The sequence below is a fragment of the Allobosea sp. 05L423 genome (assembly GCF_056397745.1).
In genome coordinates this window covers 713,333-733,859 of the sequence record NZ_JBFTOA010000001.1, presented here as the reverse complement: position 1 = coordinate 733,859, position 20,527 = coordinate 713,333, and the positions used below count along the sequence as shown (strand labels likewise).

The window sequence follows — 20,527 nt, the reverse complement described above, 5'->3', positions numbered from 1 at the left end:
CGACGAATTTGAGGCCTATCTCTGGCCCGAAGATTGGTTTGGGCGAACACCCGATCAGCGGCGCGGCACCGTCAGCAGCAGCGCGCCCGTCTCGGCATGGGCGTATCGGCTGCGGGCGCCTTCTCGGGCATCGTCCGCGCCGCCAATCCGGATAATTCGAGCGACGGGACGCGAGCGTGGCCCCTCTAGCCGGTAGATCGTTGGCTCCGGCGTGGGCGAACGTTGGATTCCGGCCCGCACGGGCAGATTCTCGAACGCATCGGGATCGATCGTCTGCAGCGCCTCGGCTTGCTGCTCGATGACGGTGACACCGCCCGACGCCGTTGCCCCGCCTGCATCGTACCAGGGCCAATCATAGCCCGGCGAATTCCAGCCGAAGCGGCGATGATGCCAACCATGCACTCCGCGGACTGCACCGCGCCACGGCCGGACGCCCCGAACGGGATACCCGGCGATGGCTCGCCCGTGACCTATCGATACGGGCGCTGCGTGTCCGCCGCTGCGCCCGGCGGCCCAGGCGCCCGTCGACAGCGTCGCAGCAACGAAGAAACCGCAGGACAAGGTGATCGCAAGCCGCGACATGGCGCGCCTCCTCAACCGCATCTCGTCAGGCCTCCCGAAGAGGACTATAATGCCGCCGCGCCCGCTGGAAAGCCACTGGTTTTCCACAGTCGTTGGCCTCCCACCCGCCTCGTCGATAGTCTTAAGACGAACGGTGCAAGACCAAGTGCTCGATTGCCCCTGCGACAATACGCGCGCAAATCTCTGAGCCAGTCTGGCGTGGCGGAATTTGTCTGCCAGCCGGCATCGCGGTCATCGCCACATCAGAAGTGCGAGCCGCGTTGAAGGAACCGGCCGGGACATCCCGGCTTGAGGGCTTTACCAGGGGAGACAAGCGCCATGAGCATGGCATCGCAAACATCGGACTCGAGGGCTGCGCCTCGGCCGATGACCAAGGAAGAGAGGAAGGTCATCATTGCCTCGTCGGCCGGAACGGTCTTCGAGTGGTATGACTTCTATCTGGCAGGCTCGCTCGCCGCCAACATCGCCCAGACCTTCGTGCCCGGCGACAACGACACGGCGAAGTTCATCTTCGTGCTCTTCGGCTTCGCAGCCGGCTTTGCGGTCCGCCCCTTCGGCGCCCTGTTCTTCGGCCGCCTCGGCGACATGATCGGCCGCAAATACACCTTCCTCGTCACCATGACCGTGATGGGCATCTCGACCTTCCTCGTCGGCCTGCTGCCCAGCTTCCAGACCATCGGCTACGCCGCGCCCGTGATCTTCATCGCCTGCCGCCTGCTGCAGGGCCTCGCGCTCGGCGGCGAGTATGGCGGCGCCGCGACCTATGTCGCCGAGCATGCCCCGATGGGCCGGCGCGGCTTCTATACGTCGTGGATCCAGACGACCGCGACCGTCGGCCTGTTCCTGTCGCTGATCGTGATTCTCGGCCTGCGCCTCAGCATGACGCCGGAAGCCTTCGCCGCCTGGGGCTGGCGCGTTCCGTTCCTGCTCTCGATCATCCTGCTCGGCTTCTCGATCTGGATCCGTCTCCAGCTCTCCGAATCGCCAGCCTTCGTGAAGATGAAGGAAGAAGGCACCCAGTCGAAGGCGCCGCTCTCGGAGGCCTTCGGCACCTGGCAGAACGCCAAGATCGGCCTCATCGCGCTGTTCGGCGGCACCGCCGGCCAGGCCGTCGTCTGGTACACCGGCCAGTTCTACGCCCTGTTCTTCCTGACGCAGACGCTGAAGATCGACGGTACCACCGCCAACCTGCTGATCGCGCTCTCGCTGCTCGCCGGCACGCCGTTCTTCATCCTGTTCGGCTGGCTCTCGGACAAGATCGGCCGCAAGCCCATCCTGCTCGCCGGCTGCCTGATCGCGGCGCTGACCTACTTCCCGCTGTTCACGATGCTCGCGAGCACCGCCAACCCGAAGCTGATGTCGGCGACCGAGAACGTGAAGCTTGTCCTCGCCGCCGATCCGGCCGAATGCGGCACGCTGTTCGACCCGGTGGGCGTGCGCACCTTCACCAAGCCCTGCGACGTCGTCCGCCGCACGCTGGCCACCAACTCGATCCACTACGATCTGGTGCCCGGCCCGGCCGGCTCGCCGCTCAAGGCAACGATCAACGGGGCTGCTGCGCCGAGCGGCGCGGCCGATCTCGTCACCGCCGCCCAGGCGGCCGGCTATCCGAAGGCGGGGGATGCGACCATCCTGAAGACGCCCTCGATGGGCCAGGTGCTGAGCGACGGCCGCGCCATGAAGGCCGTGGGCATCCTGTTCGTGCTCGTCCTCTTCGTGACGATGGTCTACGGCCCGATCGCGGCGCTGCTGGTCGAACTCTTCCCGACCCGCATCCGCTACTCCGGCATGTCGCTGCCCTACCACATCGGCAACGGCTGGTTCGGCGGCTTCCTGCCCCCGACCGCCTTCGCCATCGTGGCCGCCAGCGGCAACATCTTCTCCGGCCTCTGGTATCCGATCATCGTTGCGCTCGGCACCTTCGTGATCGGCTTGCTCTTCCTGCCGGAAACCAAGGACCGCGACATCCTGAAGTGACCCCCACTTCAGGCGATCATCTCGGCCCCGCTCGCAAGAGCGGGGCCTTTTCTTTGCCGCTCGAGGCCGTGACTTCTCTCGCTGCCCCAAAGCCGCTTTGCCGTGCTGTTCCGCCGCCCGCTGTGCTATCGTAACGTCAAGGTCCGGCAGATGGCAGGAGCCATCCCACCAGCGGCGACGATCAAGCCGCCGCCCGATACTTCCGATGAACAGGCCGGGCCGTTTCAGGGAGTAGCGCGATGACAACCTACATCATGCTGGCCAATTGGACCGATCAGGGAGCGCGCCACGTCAACGCCTCGCCGAGCCGTCTCGACGCTGCCAAACAGGCGCTCAAGGAGATGGGCGGCGAGTTCAAGGCCTTTTTCATGACGATGGGCAAATACGACATGGTGATCGTCTGCGAGGCGCCGGACGATGCGGTCCAGGCGCGCTTCTGCCTGCAACTCGGCATGCTCGGCAATGTCCGCACCCAAACCCTCAAGGCCTTTCCCGAGGCGGCCTATCGCGAAATCATCCGCTCGATGAGCTGAGCCCGTCAGCCAGACGATGAGGCCAGGCAGACGTTCCTGAAACGGCCTTTCCACGTCATTGCGCACGAATGCCGCGCAACGGATCGGCGGCAGCAGCATCGGAGATGCTTGCTCTCGCTGTCATCGGCTGGTAACCGCTACGGCACCGCCGACGAGAAAATTTCCGTCGGCGGCAATCCTGGCCGAGCAGTCAGGGATGCCGGTGTAGCACAGCGGTAGTGCAGCGGTTTTGTAAACCGAAGGTCGGGAGTTCGATCCTCTCCACCGGCACCACGAATTCCAGAATGGTTTCAAGATGTTGATACGAGGCGCCGGATGCAGTCCGGCGCCTCGCTCCTGCCGCCCTCCAGAGGCGAGCCGGATTGCGTCGAGATGCCCCCGTTTGGGGGCTGCKGACTTTCCTCGGATCAATTGAAATCGGCCGGTTGGAGCGTGGCGTGAGGGGCCAATGTTCGAGAACGGCGAAGTATCGGCAATCGTCGCCGCCGTAGTGCCTCACTGGCTGCTGACGGCGATCAATATCATGGGCGCCCTGCTGGCCCTGGCTGCAGCCTCGTAAGCTCCCGGCGTCTCATTGTCCCGGCACGGTCGCAAGCCAAGCCAGTACGATCGCGAAACCTGCAGGGCGGCCGCTGGCATGGCATCGCTGCCTTGGCAGGTTCGCGTGGAACCGTGTTTCGGGATTGACATCCACCCGCTGCGGGAACGTTTTGGCGCAGCGGGTCAGTTGTCCGCCTCGACAGGCCGGGAGGCTCCGATGAAGGCCATCGCTCTCACGCTCGTTCTCGCGCTGAATGCAGGCGCCGCACTGGCACAGGCGCGCCCCTCCACCGTATCGCGCCCTTGTGCGGCCAGCCAGAGGGATGTCCAGGTGCATGGCGCGATCGTGCTCGGCACGGGCGGCTTCACCTATGACCGCTTTGTCCGCGACCGGAGCTTCTGCCAGTTCGACGAATCGCTCGATCCGGCCTGGGTTCCAAGTCGCGACCAGGAGGCCTGCTTTGTCGGCTACCGTTGCAAATCGCAGTCGCGCTGGTTCGATTGACCGCGGCGCTTGCAGCATCGGACCGAGAACGGGACTCCGCTTTTCGGAAACATCCGATGCGGTAACAAATGCATAGATCGCCGTTGCCGCGTCCGATCGGGCGCCCGGCGATTTAGGTGGAACTTGAGCCGCGACACAACGTTCAGCGTGTGGGGTGAGTCCCGTTCTCCGGGGAGATTCGCATGCGTCGCTCTCTGCTTCTCGCTGTATCGGTTGCGTCGTCGCTGCTAGCCACTGGATTTTCAGCGAGCGCTCAATATCGTTTCGGAGGCGGAGGCTTCCGCGCCGGCGGCTTTCACGCTCACGGGATCGGCATGAGGCCCTACGGGATTCGCCCCGGCTACGGCACCGGTTGGCGTGGCGGCTGGGGCTGGCGTGGCGCCGGCTTCTACCCGCGCAGACCCGTTTACTGGGGTGGCTATTATCCCTATCGGCGCTATTGGGGCGGGGGCGGATATCCTTACTGGGGCGTGGCTTCCGGCCTGGCCGCAGTCGCGACGCTCGGCGCGGTGGCTGCCTATCCGGCCTATGCCTACCCTGCCTATCCCGTTTATCCGGCCTATGAGGTGGTGCCCACCGCAGATGGCGGCCAATGCAGCACGCCGGTGAGGATCTGCACCCTCTACGCGCCCGCCCCTCTCGGTACGGGTTGCTCCTGCCGCGTGCCCGGCGGTCACGCGCGCGGCGCAGTCGTCGGCTACTGAAAGCCCGCTATAGCATCTGACCGAAAGGTGAAATCCACCTTTCGGAAAGATCCGGCGCGATAACAAACGCGTGGACCACCGTCGTCGCGCCCGATGGGAGGCACGGCGATCCTGGATCGGCCGGCCCGTACAGATGGCTGGCCGGCACGCGCCATCATGAGGTAGATGTTCGGTCACGCCGTCGCCGCCTGGCGGCGTTACCCCTGATCGATCCTTGTGCGAACCCGGAATGGACGACCGGACTCATCTTTTGACATTGGCCGCGCGCTGCGAGACTTCCAGCAAGCCCGACCGGGAGCTGGATGCCGATATCTACGAAGCGCTCGGTTACACGGTGCGGCGCAAGCCGACACGACTCGCCACCCGCCGCACCCCGGCCGGCGGCATCTATCAGCATGGCTCCTTCTGGAAGACTCTCGGCGCGGTCAGCGCCGACATTGATGTCGCCGTCTCGCTCCTGCGGCAGAAGGCTCCCGACTGGAGCTGGAGCCTGCAATGCCTGGCAGGCGACGATGCCATTGCGTTCCAGGCACTCGTCGCCGATTGCTCGGGCCAGGGCGTGATGGGCTCGCTCGCCCTTTGCGCCGCGATGTTGCGCGCCCTCGCGCGGCGCGATTCCGCGGGCCGGCAGGGTTCCGAGACCGCGGAAGCCGCCGGTGCGACCGCTCCCGTCGGCCGCCTCACGGAAACTTGACCTATCGACACATTGTCGCGGTTGAACGGTCACCTGCCCCCGCTAGTCTGCCTGCGATCTGAGGGGAGTAAACGATGCAGGACATAAGATTTTCGCGCCGGACCGCGATGGCGGGTGCAGGTGCTCTCGTCGCAGCTGCAACCCTGGACCTTCCGGGGCTCGGTCTGGCCCAAGCGCAAGGAGTTCCCGTGAATCAAGCTCCCGGTTTCTATCGCTACAAGGTCGGCGATGTGACGGTGACCGCCATCAATGACGGTTTTGCCAAGCGTCCGCTGGAAGGCTTCGTCCGCAATGCCGAGCTCGCCGACGTCAAGAAGGCCATGGATCAGGCCTTCCTGCCGCAGGACGCGTTGAACATCACCTTCACGACGCTGGCGATCCAGCACGGCGGGAAGCTCACGCTGATCGACACCGGCAACGGCGATTCCGGCGCGCCGACCTCCGGCACCTGGATGAAGAACTTCAAGGCTGCCGGCTTCGAAGCGAAGGATGTCTCGACAGTCGTGTTCAGCCATTTCCATGGCGATCACATCAACGGCTTCCGCCTGAAGGACGGCACGGCCGTCTTCCCGAATGCGGAAGTCATGGTGCCGGCGGCCGAATGGGCCTTCTGGATGGACGACGCCAAGATGAACGCGGCGCCGGAAGCCATGAAGGGCGCCTTTGCCGGCGTGCGGCGTGTCTTCGGCCCGGTTTCCAAGGACGTGAAGCAGTTCGAGCCGGGCAAGGAGATCCTGCCGGGGCTGACCCCGATCGCCGCACCCGGACATACGCCCGGCCACACTGTCTTCGCCCTCACCTCTGGGAACGGCAAGCTGATGATCATGTCGGACACGACCAATCATCCCGCGCTCTTCGTGCGCAATCCCGACTGGTCGGCCGTCTTCGACATGGACGGGACCCAGGCCGCAGCCACCCGCCGCAAGCTGCTCGACATGGTCTCGAGCGATCGGATGCAGGTCGCCTTCTACCACGCGCCCTTCCCGGCCGTCGGCTACATCGCCAAGGACGGCAACGGCTTCGAGATGGTGCCGGTCCAGTGGACTCCGGCGATCTGACCGGCACCGCGCATCGCCTCTCGTCAAGGCCGGGCGAAAGCCCGGCCTCTTTCGTCTCGGGGGTTTGTCGTCGGCGTAGTCTCGCCGCCCGCCATCCGGTCGTGTTAAGCCTGCGCCGATGCCGCAGGGCCTGCCCCTTCAGGACACGCTATGACCGACCGATTCGGCGCGATCTCCTTCGTCGCCAGTGATACGCCTGAGGCGCAGGCGGCGCTCGACAAGCTGGTCGAGCGCTATGGCAACGCCAATCCAGCGGAAGCCGATGTCGTGGTCGCGCTCGGCGGCGACGGGCTGATGCTGCAGACGCTCCACCGCTTTCTCGGCACCGGCAAACCGATCTACGGGATGAATCGCGGCTCGGTCGGCTTCCTGATGAACGAGTTCAAGGAGCGCGGCCTGCGAAAGCGGCTGGAGTCCGCCCAGCGCAGCATCGTGCACCCGCTGTCGATGCAGGCCGTCGACCGCAATGGCGCGACGGTGCAGGCCAAGGCGATCAACGAAGTTTCGCTGCTGCGCCGTTCCTACCAGGCCGCGAAGCTGCGGATCTCGGTCGATGGCCAGGTGCGATTGTCGGAACTGATCGCCGACGGGCTTCTGCTCGCGACGCCTGCGGGTTCCACCGCCTACAATCTCTCGGCCAATGGGCCGATCCTGCCGCTCGATGCACCCCTCCTCGCGCTGACGCCGATCTCGGCGTTTCGGCCCCGTCGCTGGCGCGGGGCGCTCCTGCCGGATCACGCCAAAGTCTTCGTGGAAGTGCTGGAAGCCGATAAGCGGCCGGTCAGTGCCGTTGCCGATCACACCCAGATCGACGAGGTCACCTCCGTTTCGATCGAGATCGACCGCGCAGTCGATCTCGTGATGATGCACGACCCCGGCCACAGCCTGGACGAGCGCATCCTGCGCGAGCAGTTCGGCTACTAGCTTACCTTCGTCTCAGGCGACGTCGCGCAGATCGCCCGCTTCGAGCTCCACCAGGAAGGCTGGGTCGGCTTCGATCAACAGGGCAAGTGCCGCATCATCGGCGAACGAATCCGCCAGAACCTTCGCCTCGTCGCGGGCAGCTTCGGCATCCATGCGCCGCAGCAGCGCCATGAGCGAATCGGCCTCCGAACCCTCCATCGCCTCGCAGGCGATCAGGACGTCGCGCAACAAGTCACGGTCGATGCCGTGCCGTGCGCCGCCCGCATCGAAGCCACGAGCATTGAGAGCAAGGATCGCGGCCGTGAAGGCCGGTTCCAGTGCAGTCGGCAATCCGGCCTTGCGGCACAGCGCCTTGAGCCCGGCACCACGTCTGTCGCGCAGCAGCGCTGCGACCCGCGCAGCTGGCAAGTTGGCAAGCGAGACGAAGGCGGCCTCCGCCAGCGCCGGTTCTCCGCTCAGCAGAGAGCGCAGCATCAGGCCGGGCGTCAGCCGCCCGGTCGCGCGCAGAACCTCGACCACCGCCGGCGCATCTGTCGCCTCTCCTCCCGCCGCAAGCGCCACCGCGACGCGCTCGGTGGCCTCGCGCGCGAGGCGGGCGCTGCGCTCGGGGGTCAACCAGCCGCAACCGGCGACGAAGCTCGCCAGCGTGTCCGACACGCGCGCGGCGATGCTCTGCCGCAGCCCGGCGGGCAGGTCCGCCCGCTCCAACAGCGCCTCGCGCAGCGCACCGCTGTCGCCGCGGCGCTCGACCATGCGCTCAAACGAGAAATCGGGGATTTCTGCAGTACGGTTGCCTGCGAGCGTGATCAGCGCTTCTTCGCAACCGACCTCCGCCAACGCCGCGCAGACGCTGACCGGCAGGCAGCGGCGCATCGCTATCGCGCGCTGCGCCAGCGTGTCGCCAACCGCCGCCGCGTCGACCAGATCGGCCTCGGTCAGCACCGGCGAATGCGCCAGGACCAGCGCCGCCACATCGCTCTGATCGGCGATCAAGCCGAGCGCGAGGTTGCGCGGCGTGCGCATCGAGGGAGCCATTTCTTCTGCAATAGCCCGCCGAACCAGCGGCGAGGGGTCGTCGATCAGCGCGATCAGCGCCGTCTCCGCCTCGCGTCGATCCTCGTCCGACATTCCGGAGCGCAGATAGGCGCCCGCAAGCGCGGCAGCGCCCGAGGCGCGCGCTTCGGCCGGTGCGGTCCGAGCCCAGAGCAGGAAACGGCGAACGATCATGCTCCCCCCCGCCGGATCATGAAGGAGGACAGGTCGAGCGGGCCGCGACGTGCTTTCCCTGCCGCCACCGCCTGCGGTGCCGCAGCGGTGGTGGAGGACAGCTCGCTCGGCCGCGAGGGCGGCAACGGCGCGTTGACGACTTTGCCTGAATCGGTCGACGCGAGAGCGTCGGTCGGGGAGTTCGCATCGGACGCCGACGTCGCGTCGCTCTGGCCGGGGCGCGGAAAATAGCGCTCCCCGCCATCGAGCGACGCCATGCGCGTGCCGCCCCGGCTCGGCGTCGTCCAGAGATTGGCGACAGCCTTGGAGACCGGATCGCGCGAGCCATTGGTGGAGAACAGGCCGACGAGCCCCTTCGCGCGGCCCGGACGCAGCGCAGCGGCGATCTCGGTTTCCGGGATATCGCCCTGCCCCGCCGGAGGGCCTTGCGTGGCGCTCGCCGCAACCTGGGTGTTGGCATGGCTCGCCGCCAGCACGCCATAAACCTCCTGGACACTGCGCGCCTGGCCCGCCTTGTCGTAGAAAATCGACCGGTTGGCCGCCGCGGCCTCCGGGAAGTCGCGCGCCGCGACGCGATTGGGATCACTGGCTGCCGCCTTGATCAGGTCGGAGGCACCGCGCGCACCGAGCACATGCGCCATATAGAGCTCTCCCGCCTGCGGCTGCCGCCCGAGGGCGCCGGCAAGCTGGTCGCGATTCTTCTGCGTCAACGCGCCGGCCATCAACGCCGCCACCTGCGGATCGTTGCGAAGCTGCAGGATCTTCTCCCGCGCAGATGGGTCGGAAACCGTCAGCCGCCCGCCGCTCTCGGAGATTGCATCGGCATATTGCGTGAGACCCTGCTTCGGCCCCTCCTGCTTCACCATCGATAACCAGGTCTGCTCGATGAACTGGAAGAGCCCGGTCGCGCTCGACGTCTTGGCCTTGGCCTCCGGCTCCAGCGAGGATTCGCGCTGCGCCGTCTTGAGCAGGTAATCGAAGCCCGCGCCTGTCCGTTCCGCGCCTTGGCGGATGGCGCTGACGACCGGATTAGCTGGCTGCGCGTCGCGGGTCTGCGGCGTGGTGAACAGGAACATCTGGAGCCTTCGGCATGCGGCTTTCGTGAATTGCGGAAAGCGCAATCCAAACAATGCTCCATTATGGTAAGCGAACCGTTAAGCGCCCCCTCCCGAAGCTTAACGCCGCGCTTTCCGCTTTCCTCCCGGCGGATGGCATTCTACGACTTCTCGTGCCGGCTCAGCGGCGGGCGAGGCGAAGGCGGAGGCGTCGATGGCGGATGTGGTGCGTCACAAGCGTGGCGGAATCTATTTCGAGGATTTCCAGGTCGGCGCGGTGATCGAGCACGGCCTGACCCGAACCGTCACACAGATGGACAACATGTTGTTCTCCAACATGACGCTCAACCCGCAACCCCTTCATATCGACGCACATTTCTGCGCGACCGAGACCGAGTGGGGCAAGCCGCTGATGAACTCGCTCTTCACCCTCGGGCTGATGATCGGCATCTCCGTCAACGACACCACAGTCGGCACCACCATCGGCAATCTCGGCATGACCGACGTCGCTTTCCCCGCCCCGCTCTTCGAGGGCGACACCGTGAACTGCACGACGGAAATCGTCGCCAAGCGCGAGTCGCGCTCGCGGCCCGATGCCGGCATCGTCGACTTCCTGCACAAGGCCTACAAGCAGGACGGCACGCTCGTCGCCCAGTGCCGTCGCCAGGCCTTCATGCGCAAGCGGCCCGTCCCCGCCACGGTCGCGGTCTGACGTCATGCGTTCGCTCCTGTTCGTGCCGGGCGACAGCCCGAAGAAGCAGCTGAAAGGCCTGGAGAGCAGCGCCGACGCGCTGATCCTGGATCTGGAGGATTCCGTCGCGCTCGACGCCAAGCCGCAGGCGCGCGAGATCACCCGCGCCTTCCTGGACGCCACCCGCCCGCTGCCGAAGCGCCCGCTGCTGATCGTGCGCATCAACGGCCTCGCCACGGGGATGAGCGACGCCGATCTCGACGCCGTCATGCCCGGCGCGCCCGACGCGATCATGCTGCCGAAATCGGAAGGTGGCGCCGATGTCGGCCACCTCGCCGCCAAGATCGCGGTGCGCGAAGCGGAGTCCGACCTGCCCGACGGCACCACGCGGATCGTGCCCATCACCACCGAGAACGCCAAGGGCATCTTCGGGCTCGGCAGCTATAGCCGCTCCTCCCACCGGCTGATGGCCCTGACCTGGGGAGCCGAAGACCTCTCAGCCGATCTCGGCGCCGAAGCCAACCGGCTGGAGGACGGCTCCTATACCGATCCCTACCGCCTCGCCCGCGCGCTGACGCTGTTCGGGGCAACGGCGGCGCAGGTCGAGGCGATCGACACCGTCTTCACCAATTTCCGGGACGAAGCCGCCTTCCGCGCCGAATGCCTGGCGGCGCGGCGGGACGGCTTCACCGGCAAGATGGCGATCCATCCGGCCCAGGTTGCGCCGATCAACGAGATTTTCTCGCCCTCGCCGGCAGCACTGGCCAAGGCGGAGCAGATCGTCGCGCTGTTTGCGGCCAATCCCGGAGCCGGCGTCATCGGCCTCGATGGTGAAATGCTCGATCGTCCCCATCTGGTCAGGGCGCAGCGGCTTCTCGCGTGCGCTCAGAAACTGGCTGAATGATCGGCCCGAGGCGATTCGGATGACTCAGGTTTTTGCGATTTCGGGCATGCATTGCGGCGGCTGCGCCTCGCGCGTCCAACAGGCGGCCACGGCGCTTGTCGCGGGCGCGAAAGTCACGCTCGACCCGCCGCAACTGACTTTGCCGGATGGCGTCGACCTCGACGCCGAGGCGATCAACCGCGCCCTCTCCCCACTCGGCGACTACCGCGCCAAAGGGCCTCTGGCGCAGGGCTGAAGCCGGCAGTCACAGAGGGCCACGCTCGGGCGCGGCCCGAGCATCTCCGGCCGAAGGAGGCCTGGCATCCTCCTGTCACGAGATCCTCGGGTCTGCGCTTCGCTCCACCCGAGAATGACGCCGGCCCGACGACCGCCCTACCCGCCCGCCGGCCGCTGGATCGAGAACAGGCTCGTCACCTCGGCATAATCGGCATAGCCGCAGCGCGCGATCGGGTTGGCGCCGGCCGTATCGAAGCGCCCGTCCTTGACGAAGGCATCGTCGACGAAGGTGCCGACGACCTGCCCAAGCACCATCCAGCGCGGCACGGCGTTGCCGTCGAGATCATGAAGTTGCTGGATCGAAAGCAGCTTGCACTCGAGCGCAGCCGGCGTGCCTGCGACGCGCGGCGGCTTGACGAAGCGCGACGGCGCCATTTCGAGCCCGGCATGGATGTACTCGTTCTCGCCGCGCGGCAGCGGCGCCGAGGTCAGGTTCATCTGCTGCGCCAGCACCTTCGTCACCAGCGAGCAGGTGAATTCGCCGGTCTCCTCGATGAAGGAGACCGCATCCTTCTTGTTCTCCGAAGAGAACATCACGATGTTCGGCCGCGACGAGATCGCGTTGAAGAAGCTGTAGGGCGAGAGATTGACCTCACCCTTCGCGCTCAGCGCCGTGATCCAGCCGATCGGCCTTGGCGCCACGATCGCCTTGAACGGATCGTAGGTGAAGCCGAGTTCGTCCTTCGTCGCGGAGTAGTAGCTCACGTCAGGCACCGTAATAGCTGACGATGTCGGCCATCACCGGGCGGTCTCGATCGGTGATGGGCGCGGTCGGCGTGCCGATATGAATGAAGCCGGCCATCCGCTCGTCCTCGGCGAGCCCGAACGCGGTCATCACCTCGCGGTCGAAGGAGAACCAGTTCGTCAGCCAGGAGCCGGCATAGCCCATGGCATAGGCCGCGACGAGCAGGTTCATGCAGACGGCGCCTGCCGAGAGCTCTTGCTCCCAGAGCGGGATCTTGACGTGCTCGCGCGCCCGCGAGACCACCCCCACGATGACGGGCGCATGCAGCAGGCGCTTGCGCTCGAACTCGACCTGATCGTCGTTCGCCTGGGGGTTCTTCTTCCGGAAGACGCGCGCGACCACCTCGGCCGCCTCCTCGCGCGCCGCACCGGCGAAGATGATGAAGCGCCATGGCGCCAGCTTCCCGTGATCCGGCACACGCGCCGCGATCGCCAGCAATTCGTCGAGCTCGGCGCCTTGCGGCCCCGGAGCGGAGAGGAACTGCGGCGGCACAGAGCGACGCAGCTTGAGCAGAGAGAGCGTATCGGTCATGAAACATCCGGATGATGGCGATAGGATTGACCTATTCCTTCGCCATGATGAGGACAAGCGTGCCTGCTCATACATGGCCGCAGGGGCGTCGAGGACGGAAAGCATGTTTGAATTGGATGGTTTTGAAGCTGGCCGCCGCCTCGCCGGCGTCGTCTTCGCCATGGCCGTCCTCTTATCGCCGGCATCAGCCCAAACCACGACGCCCGACGCCGGCCCCGGCGCGGACACCCAGGCCCCCGCGATCCCCGGCGCTCCGAGCGCACAGGCCAGGCTCAGCGTCTCCGCGCAGTTCGCAAGCGATCGCAGGCCGATCAAGTCCGGGCTGAACTGGCGCATCCTCAGCGAAACCGTGGACGGATCGGCCCCAAAAATCATCGCGCGCTCCTCCGAATCCGAACCCAGCTTCTCGGTGCCACCGGGCAACTACATCGTCCATGCCGCCTACGGCTTCGCCAGCGGCACCAAGCGCGTCAGCGTAGGCGCGCAGGGGCTGCGCGATCAGGTGCAGATCAGCGCCGGCGCGCTCTCGCTGGCGGGCTCGATCGGTGACGCCCCGATCCCGGCCGGGCAGCTCACCTTCTCCGTCTTCGTGCCCCTGCAGGGAAACTCGGAAGGGCGGCTCATCACCAGCGGCGCCAAGGCCGGCGAGATCATCCGCCTGCCCGAGGGCACCTATCATGTCGTCTCCACCTACGGCGACTCAAACGCCATCCAGCGCGCCGACGTGAAGGTCGAGACCGGCAAGGTCACCGAAGCCACGCTGCATCACCGCGCCGCCAAGGTCACCCTGAAGCTCGTCGCCAGCGCCGGAGGCGAGGCCTTCGCCGGCACCGCCTTCAGCGTGCTGACGCCGGGCGGCGACGTCATCCGCGAGGCCATCGGCGCCTTCCCGCAGGTCATCCTGGCCGAGGGCGACTATGTCCTGATCGCCCGGCAGGAGGGACAGGTCTATTCGCGCGACTTCAAGGTCGAGTCGGGCTCCGACCGCGATATCGAGGTTCTCGCGAAGTAGTCGGGCTTCGCCAGCGCTCAGTTCACCGGCTTCATCTCACGGCCTGCCGTCTCGATCCGGACATTGCCGATGCCTGAGACGATCCCGTCGGCGAGGCGCAGGCCGAGGCAGCGATAGCCGGCATCGACGAGATGCAGCCCGTCCATGCCGAGCAGTTCCTCCGGCGTGAATTGCCGCGAATTCGACCAGCCCTTCATCAGCGCATAGCGCGGGAAGAGCGAGATGCCCTGCTCCTGCGCCGTCCGCATCAGGACCGCGCGATAGTCGTCGTAATGCGGATAGCGCCCCTCGCGCGGCAACCACGGCAGATCCATCAGCACCATGTCGATCCCGGCGGCGCGCGCCTTGCCGATGCCCTTGTTGAGGATCTTGGCGAGCTTCTCCTCGCCGATGTCGCGGATCGCGTCGTTGATGACGGTCTGCCAGATCACGATCGCGGGCTTCTCGTCGATGACGTCCGCCTGCATGCGGAGCAGCATGTCGTACGCTGACTGGCCGCCGACCCCCTTGTTGACGACATTGACCTCGGCGCCGGGCAGGCGGCGTCTGAGTTCGGTCTGCAGCACCGACGGATAGCTCTTGTCCTCAGCGCTGGCTCCGGAGCCGGCCGTCGCGGACGAGCCGAGCGCCACGATCGTCAGCTTGCCGGTTTCCTGCAGTGCCTTGCGCGCGGCTGGCAAATTCGGCTGGAAGACGGGCTTCGTCGCATCGGCGCGGCAGCGTGTGTCGGACAGCGCCGGCATCGGCACCGCGATGGCGGATGAATTCAGCGCGAGGAAAAGGAGGGCCGCGGCGCCTGCGCGCCACGGGCCGGGACAGGTTCGGCGCTTGCGCCGCGTTTCGTGATCGAGTGGTACCACGACAGGAAAATCCCTAACCCTGCCAAAATAGTAATGCCCGCTGTGCAAATCAGCAACTGAATGCCCAAAGCGAAGGACGTTTCCGCCAGGACGATCTGCCCGATGATCGAGAGCACGATCCCGACGCAGAACACGTGGAGCGAATTCTGCCCCGTCGAAGCCAATGCGCGCCCGACTGCCGGCTTCGCCATCGCCCCGCCCGTCGGCAGCCAGCGGATCGCGAGCCACGCCAGCGCGCCGATATGCATCAGCCGGGTCCAGGCCAGATTGGTCTTATCCGAGCCGAGCTGGACGGAATCGAACCAATCATTCAACGCGCCGATGCCCGTCGGGTTGCCTGACGAGATCTTTACCACCCAGGCGAAGGCGATGAACGCGACGGCAGCCACATCGAGCCACAGCAGCCGCGGCGCGGCAACGCCGAGCTGCGCCGCCCGGCCGATGATGATCCCGACCGTGAAAACGACTTGCCAGGCGAAGGGGTTGAAGAACCAGACACCGGCACTGCCGTTCGGCAGGTTGAGCTCGAAGGCGAGCGCGACCTGCCAGATCGTCAGCGAGATGGCGAGCGCCAGCAGCGGGCTGATCCGCACGGCATAGTAGATCGCCGGGAACAGCGCGAGCAGCACGATGTAGAGCGGCAGGATGTCGAGATAGGACGGCTGATAGGTCAATGTCAGCGCGCCGATCAGCGCCTCGACCGTGTCGCGGAAGAAGGGCTGGATATTGATCGTCTCGATGTAGAGCGGGTTCTGCGTCTGCGTAACCGCGGTGGCGACGACCCCGCAGACGAGCACGAACACCGCGATATGAGCGATGTAGAGCGTCCATATCCGCCCGCCGAGCTTCAGCGCTGCGAGCGACAGGCCACGTTGCTCGATCAGCCCGCCATAGGCCAGGGTAGCCGAGACGCCGGCCAGCAGGACGAAGATATCGGCCGCGTCCGAGAAGCCGTAGCTGTGCGGCATATAGGCCGAGACCACGTTCCCCGGCATGTGGTTGATGAAGATGATCAGCAGCGCGAGCCCGCGCACCACGTCGATCCGCGCATCCCGCCCGCCGGCAGAGCGCACCACGCCGTCGGCCCGTTGGCCGAGAAGCAGGAAGCGTCTGAAGGAGGGGATGGACGACACGGGGCTGTCCTTCAGCAGCGAGGAAAGGCTCGGGCGGAACGCAGGCGGCTGGTCGCGGTTCCCCGTCGACGGGCCTTGAGATGAACATTCCCTGTCGAGTCTGTTCATCTGCCGTTCATATAACTGAAGAGGATTCCCGTCACGCGGCGCGTTGTCACAAGCGCGTGTGGCGACCGTTCTGCCGCTTTGCGGCGGAGGTGAGACAAATCGCCTGCGAGCGTCTGGCAACACGGCAACGTGATGCGCCCCAGCCGCTGTGCAGCTGTCAGAGCGCCGCTTCAATTCCGCGCAATCGTTGATTGGCGGACTGCCCGCCCGTCAGTAGGGCGGTTCCTGATAGACCTGCTTGCCGTCGATCAGCAGTCGCTTGATCGCGGCCTCGCCCGACGGCGACACGGCCGCGACGACCTCGATGCGGGCCTTTTCGGTGGTCTCGATCGCCTTGCCCTCGCCCTGGGGCACGAAATAGCTCTCGAGCCCGTAGGCGATGCGCAGGCGGCTGCCGCTTCGGTTGCAATCAGTCTGGCCGTTGGCGTTGATCGCGCAGCCTCCGATCGACGTCACGCGCCCGGCGATCACGACCGCCTCGCCGCTGCCTTTCGGCCATTCGCGCGAGACGCCGAGCGCCCGCGCAAAGCCCTGCTCGTCGCGGCCGAGCGTGACGAAGACGCTGTCGCCGCGCTGGTATGGCCGCGCGCCCTCCGGCCCCGTCTCGACCATGCTGATCGGATAGGCGAGCACGACATAATCACCGCGGAAGAGATCGCGCGGATCGACGGGCACCGTCTTCAGCCGCACCTCCGTGCCGTTGCGCAGGATGCGCGCCCGCTGCTCGACCAGTGCGAGCAAGGCGAGACCCAGCACCAGCGCGGCGGCGACCGTGCGCCAGAGCAGTGGCACCTTCACGGCAATCCCATCGGCCGAGAACGGACGCATCACGCGGCCTCCTTCCCGGCAGGCGGGTTCAGCCGCGCGAACAGGCGCCGCGCCCCGGAGGCAACGGCCAGCAGCGCCGCCCCGGCGACGAGGAAGAACAGCGACTGGTCGAGCAGCGTGCCGATCGTCTGCCAGAGCAGGATCAGGATCGCGATGCCGAACAGGATGGAACCCGCCATGACGAGCCGGCGAACGCCCCCCGCCGCCCCGGCGACCATGAGAGCGGTAGCCGAGAGGAGGATGAGGCTTGCCACGGCAATCTTGCCGGGCATGCCGGTGGCGGTGCCGCTCCAGAACACGGCGGGCACCAGCAGCGACAGCACGAGCGCTGCCGCCAGCGGCCAGGTGAAGCGCCGGTCACGAGCTGTTACCCCGGCCAGGATCGTCAGCGGGACCGCGACGGCATAAGCGTAGAACACGAAGAGGAAGGCATGCCCGGCGCGGGCCTCGTCATTGTCGAGGATGCGGATCAGCTCGGCATTGAGAACGACCACGAGTCCGAGCAGGCCCCAGGGCAGGCAGGCCGTCAGCAGGCCCGGACCGCCCCGGTCGAGCGCGATCGCGCCCAGCGCGACATAAAGTGCCGAGACGGCCAGCCCATAGGCGAGAAGGCCGTAATCGAAGCGCTCGAACAGCCAGTAGCCGGGCGCCATGCCGATCCAGAACGCGCCGGTGAGCACGGCAAGATGCTGGATCAGCCGGTTATTGCGCGACAGGGCCAGCCACAGCGCCGGAAGATAGAGGATGAAGAACTCGAAATGGGCGCCGCCGCGCGCTTCCTCCCAGCGCCCAAAGCTCCAGGCGCAGATGGCGACGAAGGCGATGGCGAGAGCTCCGCTCGACCGCATCAGGAAGGCGACCGCGAGTGCTCCCAGCGCGACCAGCACGGCCCCACCTGCCCAATCAGCCGGCAGATGGTACATCTGCCCGACGAGCGCGACCCCGGCGCCGAAGATCAGCACGCCGCAGGTCACTGCCGCATCGCTGCCGCGGGCTGAGCCCCCGCGCTCCAGCCGGAAGGCGAGCGCAAGGCAGACCGCGATGCTCGCGAGGATCATGCCGAGCTTGGCGAGGCGCGGGATCGCCTCCCAGTTTGCAGCGACGAAGGCCGCGACGCTCGATGCGATCAGCAGCCCGCCAAGCAGGCCAAGCAGCGCCGGCAGGCCGAAACCGCTCTGCTCACGGGCAACGGAGCGGCGGATCGAGCCGGCGCTCTCGGCGCTGAGCAGCCCGCCATCGACCCAGCGGATGAGATCGGCCTCGAGCCGCTTGCGATAGGAACCCGTCAGCATCGCCGGCAATCTGGCATGAGCGAAGCGGCTTTAGCTAGAGGTACGCTCCAACGACCGTCATTCTCGGGCGAAGCAAGGCTTCGACCCGAGAATCTCTCAGGGGACAGGAGCCTCTCTTTCCCGTCATGCCCGGGGCAAGCCCGGGCATGACGGAGGGACAGGTCACGCCGCCTTGGCTGCCTTCGTCCGCGCGACGTCCGGCGCCGACGCCTCCTGCGTCAGCGTGGCGAGCGCTTCCGAGAGCGGCATCACCGTCTGGGCCTGGCTGCCGAGGCGGCGGATCGTCACGGTCTTCTCCTCGGCCTCGCGCTTGCCGACGGCGATGATGACCGGGACCTTCGCCAGCGAGTGCTCCCGCACCTTGTAGGAGATCTTCTCGTTGCGCAGGTCGGCGCGGGCGCGCAGGCCGGCGCCCATTAGAGCCATCGTCACCTCCTCGGCATAGCCGTCGGCGTCCGAGGTGATCGGCGAGACCACGATCTGCTCGGGCGCCAGCCAGAGCGGGAAATGCCCGGCATGGTGCTCGATCAGGATGCCGGTGAAGCGCTCCAGCGAGCCGCAGATGGCACGGTGGACCATGACCGGCTGCTTCTTCTCGCCATCGGCGCCKATATAGAAGGCGCCGAAACGCTCCGGCAGGTTGAAGTCGACCTGCGTCGTGCCGCACTGCCAGTCGCGGCCGATGGCGTCGCGCAGCACATATTCGAACTTCGGCCCGTAGAACGCGCCCTCGCCCGGATTGATCTCGGTCTTGATCCGGTTGCCCGACTGTGCCGCGATCTGCTCCAGCACCTTGGTCATGACGTCCTCGGCGTGGTCCCACAGCTCGTCGGAGCCGACGCGCTTCTCGGGCCGGGTCGAGAGCTTGATGACGAGGTCGTCGGTGAAGCCGAAATCCGAATAGACCGAGAGGATCAGGTCGTTGATCTTCAGGCACTCGGCCGCGAGCTGCTCCTCGGTGCAGAAGATATGCGCGTCGTCCTGCGTGAAGCCGCGCACGCGCATCAGCCCGTGCAGCGCGCCGGACGGCTCGTAGCGATGGACGTTGCCGAACTCAGCGAGGCGGATCGGCAGGTCGCGATAGCTCTTCAGCCCGTGCTTGAAGATCTGGACATGGCCGGGGCAGTTCATCGGCTTCAGGGCGAAGACGCGATGGTCGCGCTCGGCATCGGCCGGGTTCTCGAAGGCCGCAGCCGACTTCACCGCGAACATGTTGTCCTGGTACCAGCCCCAGTGGCCGGAGGTCTCCCAGAGCGACTTGTCGAGGATCTGCGGCGCATTCACCTCCTCATAGTCGGCAGCGAGGCGCCGGCGCATATAGGCGATGATCTCCTGGAAGAGCCGCCAGCCCTTGGAGTGCCAGAACACGACGCCCGGCCCCTCCTCCTGGAAGTGGAACAGGTCCATCTCCCGACCAAGCTTGCGGTGGTCGCGCTTTTCCGCCTCCTCGAGCTGCTTGAGATAGGCGTCGAGTTCCTCCTGCTTGGCGAAGGCGGTACCGTAGATGCGGGTCAGCATCGCGTTCTTGCTGTCACCGCGCCAATAGGCGCCGGCGGTCTTCATCAGCTTGAAGGCGTTGCCGACCTTGCCGACGGAGGTCATGTGCGGGCCGCGGCAGAGGTCGATCCAATCGCCCTGCGCGTACATCTTCAGTGTCTGGTCGGCCGGAATTGCATCGACCAACTCGACCTTGTAGGCCTCGCCCTTGTTGGCGAAGAAGTCCTTGGCCTTGTCGCGGCTCCAGACCTCCTTGGTGAAGGGCTTATCGCGCGCGATGATCTCGCGCATCTTCTTCTCGATCGCCGGGAAGTCCTCCGGGGTGAAGGGCTCGTTGCGGGCGAAATCGTAGTAGAAGCCGTTCTCGATGACGGGGCCGATCGTCACCTGCGTGCCGGGGAAAAGCTCCTGCACGGCTTCGGCGAGCACGTGCGCGGTGTCGTGCCGGATCAGCTCCAGCGAACGCGGGTCTTCCCGGTTCAGGAACTCGATCCTGGCATCGCACTCGATCGGATCGGCGAGATCGACGACCGTGCCGTCAAGCGCCATGGCGACGGTGCGCTTCAGGAGAGAGGGGGAAATGCCCTTGGCGATATCGACCCCGGTGATGCCGGAGGGGAATTCGCGCTTGGCGCCATCGGGAAAAGTCAGGGAGATCGTCATCGATCGCGCTCCTGCTCACTCGGGGATACGAACCCCGTAAGTCAAGGCCGGCTGCCTGTCGGAAGAGCGCGCGGGCCCGCAGCCGGTTCGGCGCGCGCGAGAGGCCCTCGCCTATACGACGGTGCGGCAGCGCGCAATCACGGAGAGCCGCGAGCTTGCCGATTTGTCACGCCATGGTCAGGCCCCCA

21 protein-coding genes and 1 tRNA gene are annotated in these 20,527 nt (G+C 66.3%); 12 read left to right on the top strand and 10 right to left on the bottom strand.

Translation table 11 applies throughout. The annotated features are described in order from the left end of the window. Window positions 1–54: 54 nt before the first annotated feature. Entirely contained in the window at window positions 55–582 is a 528-nt protein-coding gene (locus AC1DNE_RS03765; protein ID WP_476765909.1) for a hypothetical protein, read from the bottom strand. A gap of 366 nt (window positions 583–948) precedes the next feature. Here AC1DNE_RS03765 and AC1DNE_RS03760 point away from each other — a divergent pair, with 366 nt between their 5' ends. The 8 genes from AC1DNE_RS03760 to AC1DNE_RS03725 all read left to right on the top strand — a co-directional run bounded on the left by AC1DNE_RS03760 (window position 949) and on the right by AC1DNE_RS03725 (window position 7,517). Then, entirely contained in the window at window positions 949–2,559 is a 1,611-nt protein-coding gene (locus AC1DNE_RS03760) for an MFS transporter (RefSeq protein ID WP_441471742.1), read from the top strand. A 239-nt stretch (window positions 2,560–2,798) separates the two neighbouring features. Beyond that, window positions 2,799–3,092 carry a GYD domain-containing protein gene (locus AC1DNE_RS03755; protein WP_441471741.1) on the top strand — a complete coding sequence of 98 codons (294 nt, stop codon included), beginning with the start codon at window positions 2,799–2,801 and terminating at the stop codon, window positions 3,090–3,092. Between the two features lie 198 nt (window positions 3,093–3,290). Continuing rightward, window positions 3,291–3,365 (top strand) — tRNA-Thr (locus AC1DNE_RS03750). A 484-nt stretch (window positions 3,366–3,849) separates the two neighbouring features. Further along, a complete protein-coding gene (locus AC1DNE_RS03745; RefSeq protein ID WP_441471740.1) occupies window positions 3,850–4,137 on the top strand; it encodes a hypothetical protein in 288 nt (95 codons plus the stop codon). 314 nt (window positions 4,138–4,451) lie between these two features. Further along, window positions 4,452–4,841 (top strand): hypothetical protein, encoded by a 390-nt coding sequence (locus AC1DNE_RS03740; protein ID WP_441471739.1) that lies wholly within the window; start codon window positions 4,452–4,454, stop codon window positions 4,839–4,841. 229 nt (window positions 4,842–5,070) lie between these two features. Next, window positions 5,071–5,535, top strand: coding sequence for a hypothetical protein (locus tag AC1DNE_RS03735; RefSeq protein ID WP_441471738.1), 465 nt, complete (start codon window positions 5,071–5,073; stop codon window positions 5,533–5,535). Window positions 5,536–5,723: 188 nt separating this feature from the next. Further along, window positions 5,724–6,593: an MBL fold metallo-hydrolase gene (locus AC1DNE_RS03730; RefSeq protein WP_476765908.1), complete on the top strand. Its 870-nt coding sequence runs from the start codon at window positions 5,724–5,726 to the stop codon at window positions 6,591–6,593. A 150-nt stretch (window positions 6,594–6,743) separates the two neighbouring features. Next, window positions 6,744–7,517, top strand: a complete 774-nt coding sequence (locus tag AC1DNE_RS03725) for an NAD kinase (protein ID WP_441471736.1) — start codon at window positions 6,744–6,746, stop codon at window positions 7,515–7,517. Between the two features lie 12 nt (window positions 7,518–7,529). On the opposite strand, the gene AC1DNE_RS03720 is transcribed toward AC1DNE_RS03725, so the two are convergent. Together AC1DNE_RS03720 and AC1DNE_RS03715 are read right to left on the bottom strand one after the other, a co-directional pair. Next, window positions 7,530–8,744, bottom strand: coding sequence for a DUF2336 domain-containing protein (locus tag AC1DNE_RS03720; RefSeq protein ID WP_476765907.1), 1,215 nt, complete (start codon window positions 8,742–8,744; stop codon window positions 7,530–7,532). Continuing rightward, window positions 8,741–9,820 (bottom strand): lytic transglycosylase domain-containing protein, encoded by a 1,080-nt coding sequence (locus AC1DNE_RS03715; protein WP_476765906.1) that lies wholly within the window; start codon window positions 9,818–9,820, stop codon window positions 8,741–8,743. The genes AC1DNE_RS03720 and AC1DNE_RS03715 overlap by 4 nt, the downstream gene beginning before the upstream one ends. Before the next feature lie 193 nt (window positions 9,821–10,013). Between AC1DNE_RS03715 and AC1DNE_RS03710 the strand changes: the two genes are divergently transcribed. The 3 genes from AC1DNE_RS03710 to AC1DNE_RS03700 are packed head-to-tail and all read left to right on the top strand — an operon-like array spanning window position 10,014 to window position 11,629. Further along, window positions 10,014–10,511 carry a MaoC family dehydratase gene (locus tag AC1DNE_RS03710; RefSeq protein WP_476840912.1) on the top strand — a complete coding sequence of 166 codons (498 nt, stop codon included), beginning with the start codon at window positions 10,014–10,016 and terminating at the stop codon, window positions 10,509–10,511. A gap of 4 nt (window positions 10,512–10,515) precedes the next feature. Next, entirely contained in the window at window positions 10,516–11,394 is an 879-nt protein-coding gene (locus AC1DNE_RS03705) for an HpcH/HpaI aldolase/citrate lyase family protein (RefSeq protein ID WP_441471732.1), read from the top strand. A gap of 19 nt (window positions 11,395–11,413) precedes the next feature. Beyond that, window positions 11,414–11,629: a heavy-metal-associated domain-containing protein gene (locus AC1DNE_RS03700; RefSeq protein ID WP_441471731.1), complete on the top strand. Its 216-nt coding sequence runs from the start codon at window positions 11,414–11,416 to the stop codon at window positions 11,627–11,629. Window positions 11,630–11,766: 137 nt separating this feature from the next. Here AC1DNE_RS03700 and AC1DNE_RS03695 read toward each other — a convergent pair whose 3' ends face one another. Next, entirely contained in the window at window positions 11,767–12,375 is a 609-nt protein-coding gene (locus AC1DNE_RS03695) for a flavin reductase family protein (protein ID WP_441471730.1), read from the bottom strand. Between the two features lies 1 nt (window position 12,376). Continuing rightward, the gene (locus AC1DNE_RS03690; protein ID WP_441471729.1) at window positions 12,377–12,946 is read right to left on the bottom strand and encodes a nitroreductase family protein; all 570 of its coding nucleotides are present in this window, start codon (window positions 12,944–12,946) and stop codon (window positions 12,377–12,379) included. A gap of 103 nt (window positions 12,947–13,049) precedes the next feature. Here AC1DNE_RS03690 and AC1DNE_RS03685 point away from each other — a divergent pair, with 103 nt between their 5' ends. Next, window positions 13,050–13,958 carry a hypothetical protein gene (locus AC1DNE_RS03685; protein WP_441471728.1) on the top strand — a complete coding sequence of 303 codons (909 nt, stop codon included), beginning with the start codon at window positions 13,050–13,052 and terminating at the stop codon, window positions 13,956–13,958. A gap of 17 nt (window positions 13,959–13,975) precedes the next feature. On the opposite strand, the gene AC1DNE_RS03680 is transcribed toward AC1DNE_RS03685, so the two are convergent. The 5 genes from AC1DNE_RS03680 to thrS form a co-directional block, all read right to left on the bottom strand. Continuing rightward, the gene (locus AC1DNE_RS03680; RefSeq protein ID WP_441471727.1) at window positions 13,976–14,701 is read right to left on the bottom strand and encodes an SGNH/GDSL hydrolase family protein; all 726 of its coding nucleotides are present in this window, start codon (window positions 14,699–14,701) and stop codon (window positions 13,976–13,978) included. Between the two features lie 23 nt (window positions 14,702–14,724). Then, window positions 14,725–15,951: an OpgC family protein gene (locus AC1DNE_RS03675; protein ID WP_441471726.1), complete on the bottom strand. Its 1,227-nt coding sequence runs from the start codon at window positions 15,949–15,951 to the stop codon at window positions 14,725–14,727. Window positions 15,952–16,269: 318 nt separating this feature from the next. After that, complete coding sequence (locus tag AC1DNE_RS03670; protein ID WP_441471725.1) at window positions 16,270–16,887, bottom strand: GDYXXLXY domain-containing protein; 618 nt, start codon at window positions 16,885–16,887, stop codon at window positions 16,270–16,272. After that, on the bottom strand, window positions 16,887–18,179 hold the full coding sequence (locus AC1DNE_RS03665; RefSeq protein ID WP_441471724.1) for a DUF2157 domain-containing protein: 1,293 nt from the start codon (window positions 18,177–18,179) through the stop codon (window positions 16,887–16,889). Before AC1DNE_RS03665 ends, AC1DNE_RS03670 begins: the two co-directional genes overlap by 1 nt. A gap of 162 nt (window positions 18,180–18,341) precedes the next feature. After that, window positions 18,342–20,339, bottom strand: coding sequence for a threonine--tRNA ligase (gene thrS, locus AC1DNE_RS03660; protein WP_476840911.1), 1,998 nt, complete (start codon window positions 20,337–20,339; stop codon window positions 18,342–18,344). Window positions 20,340–20,527: the final 188 nt, after the last annotated feature.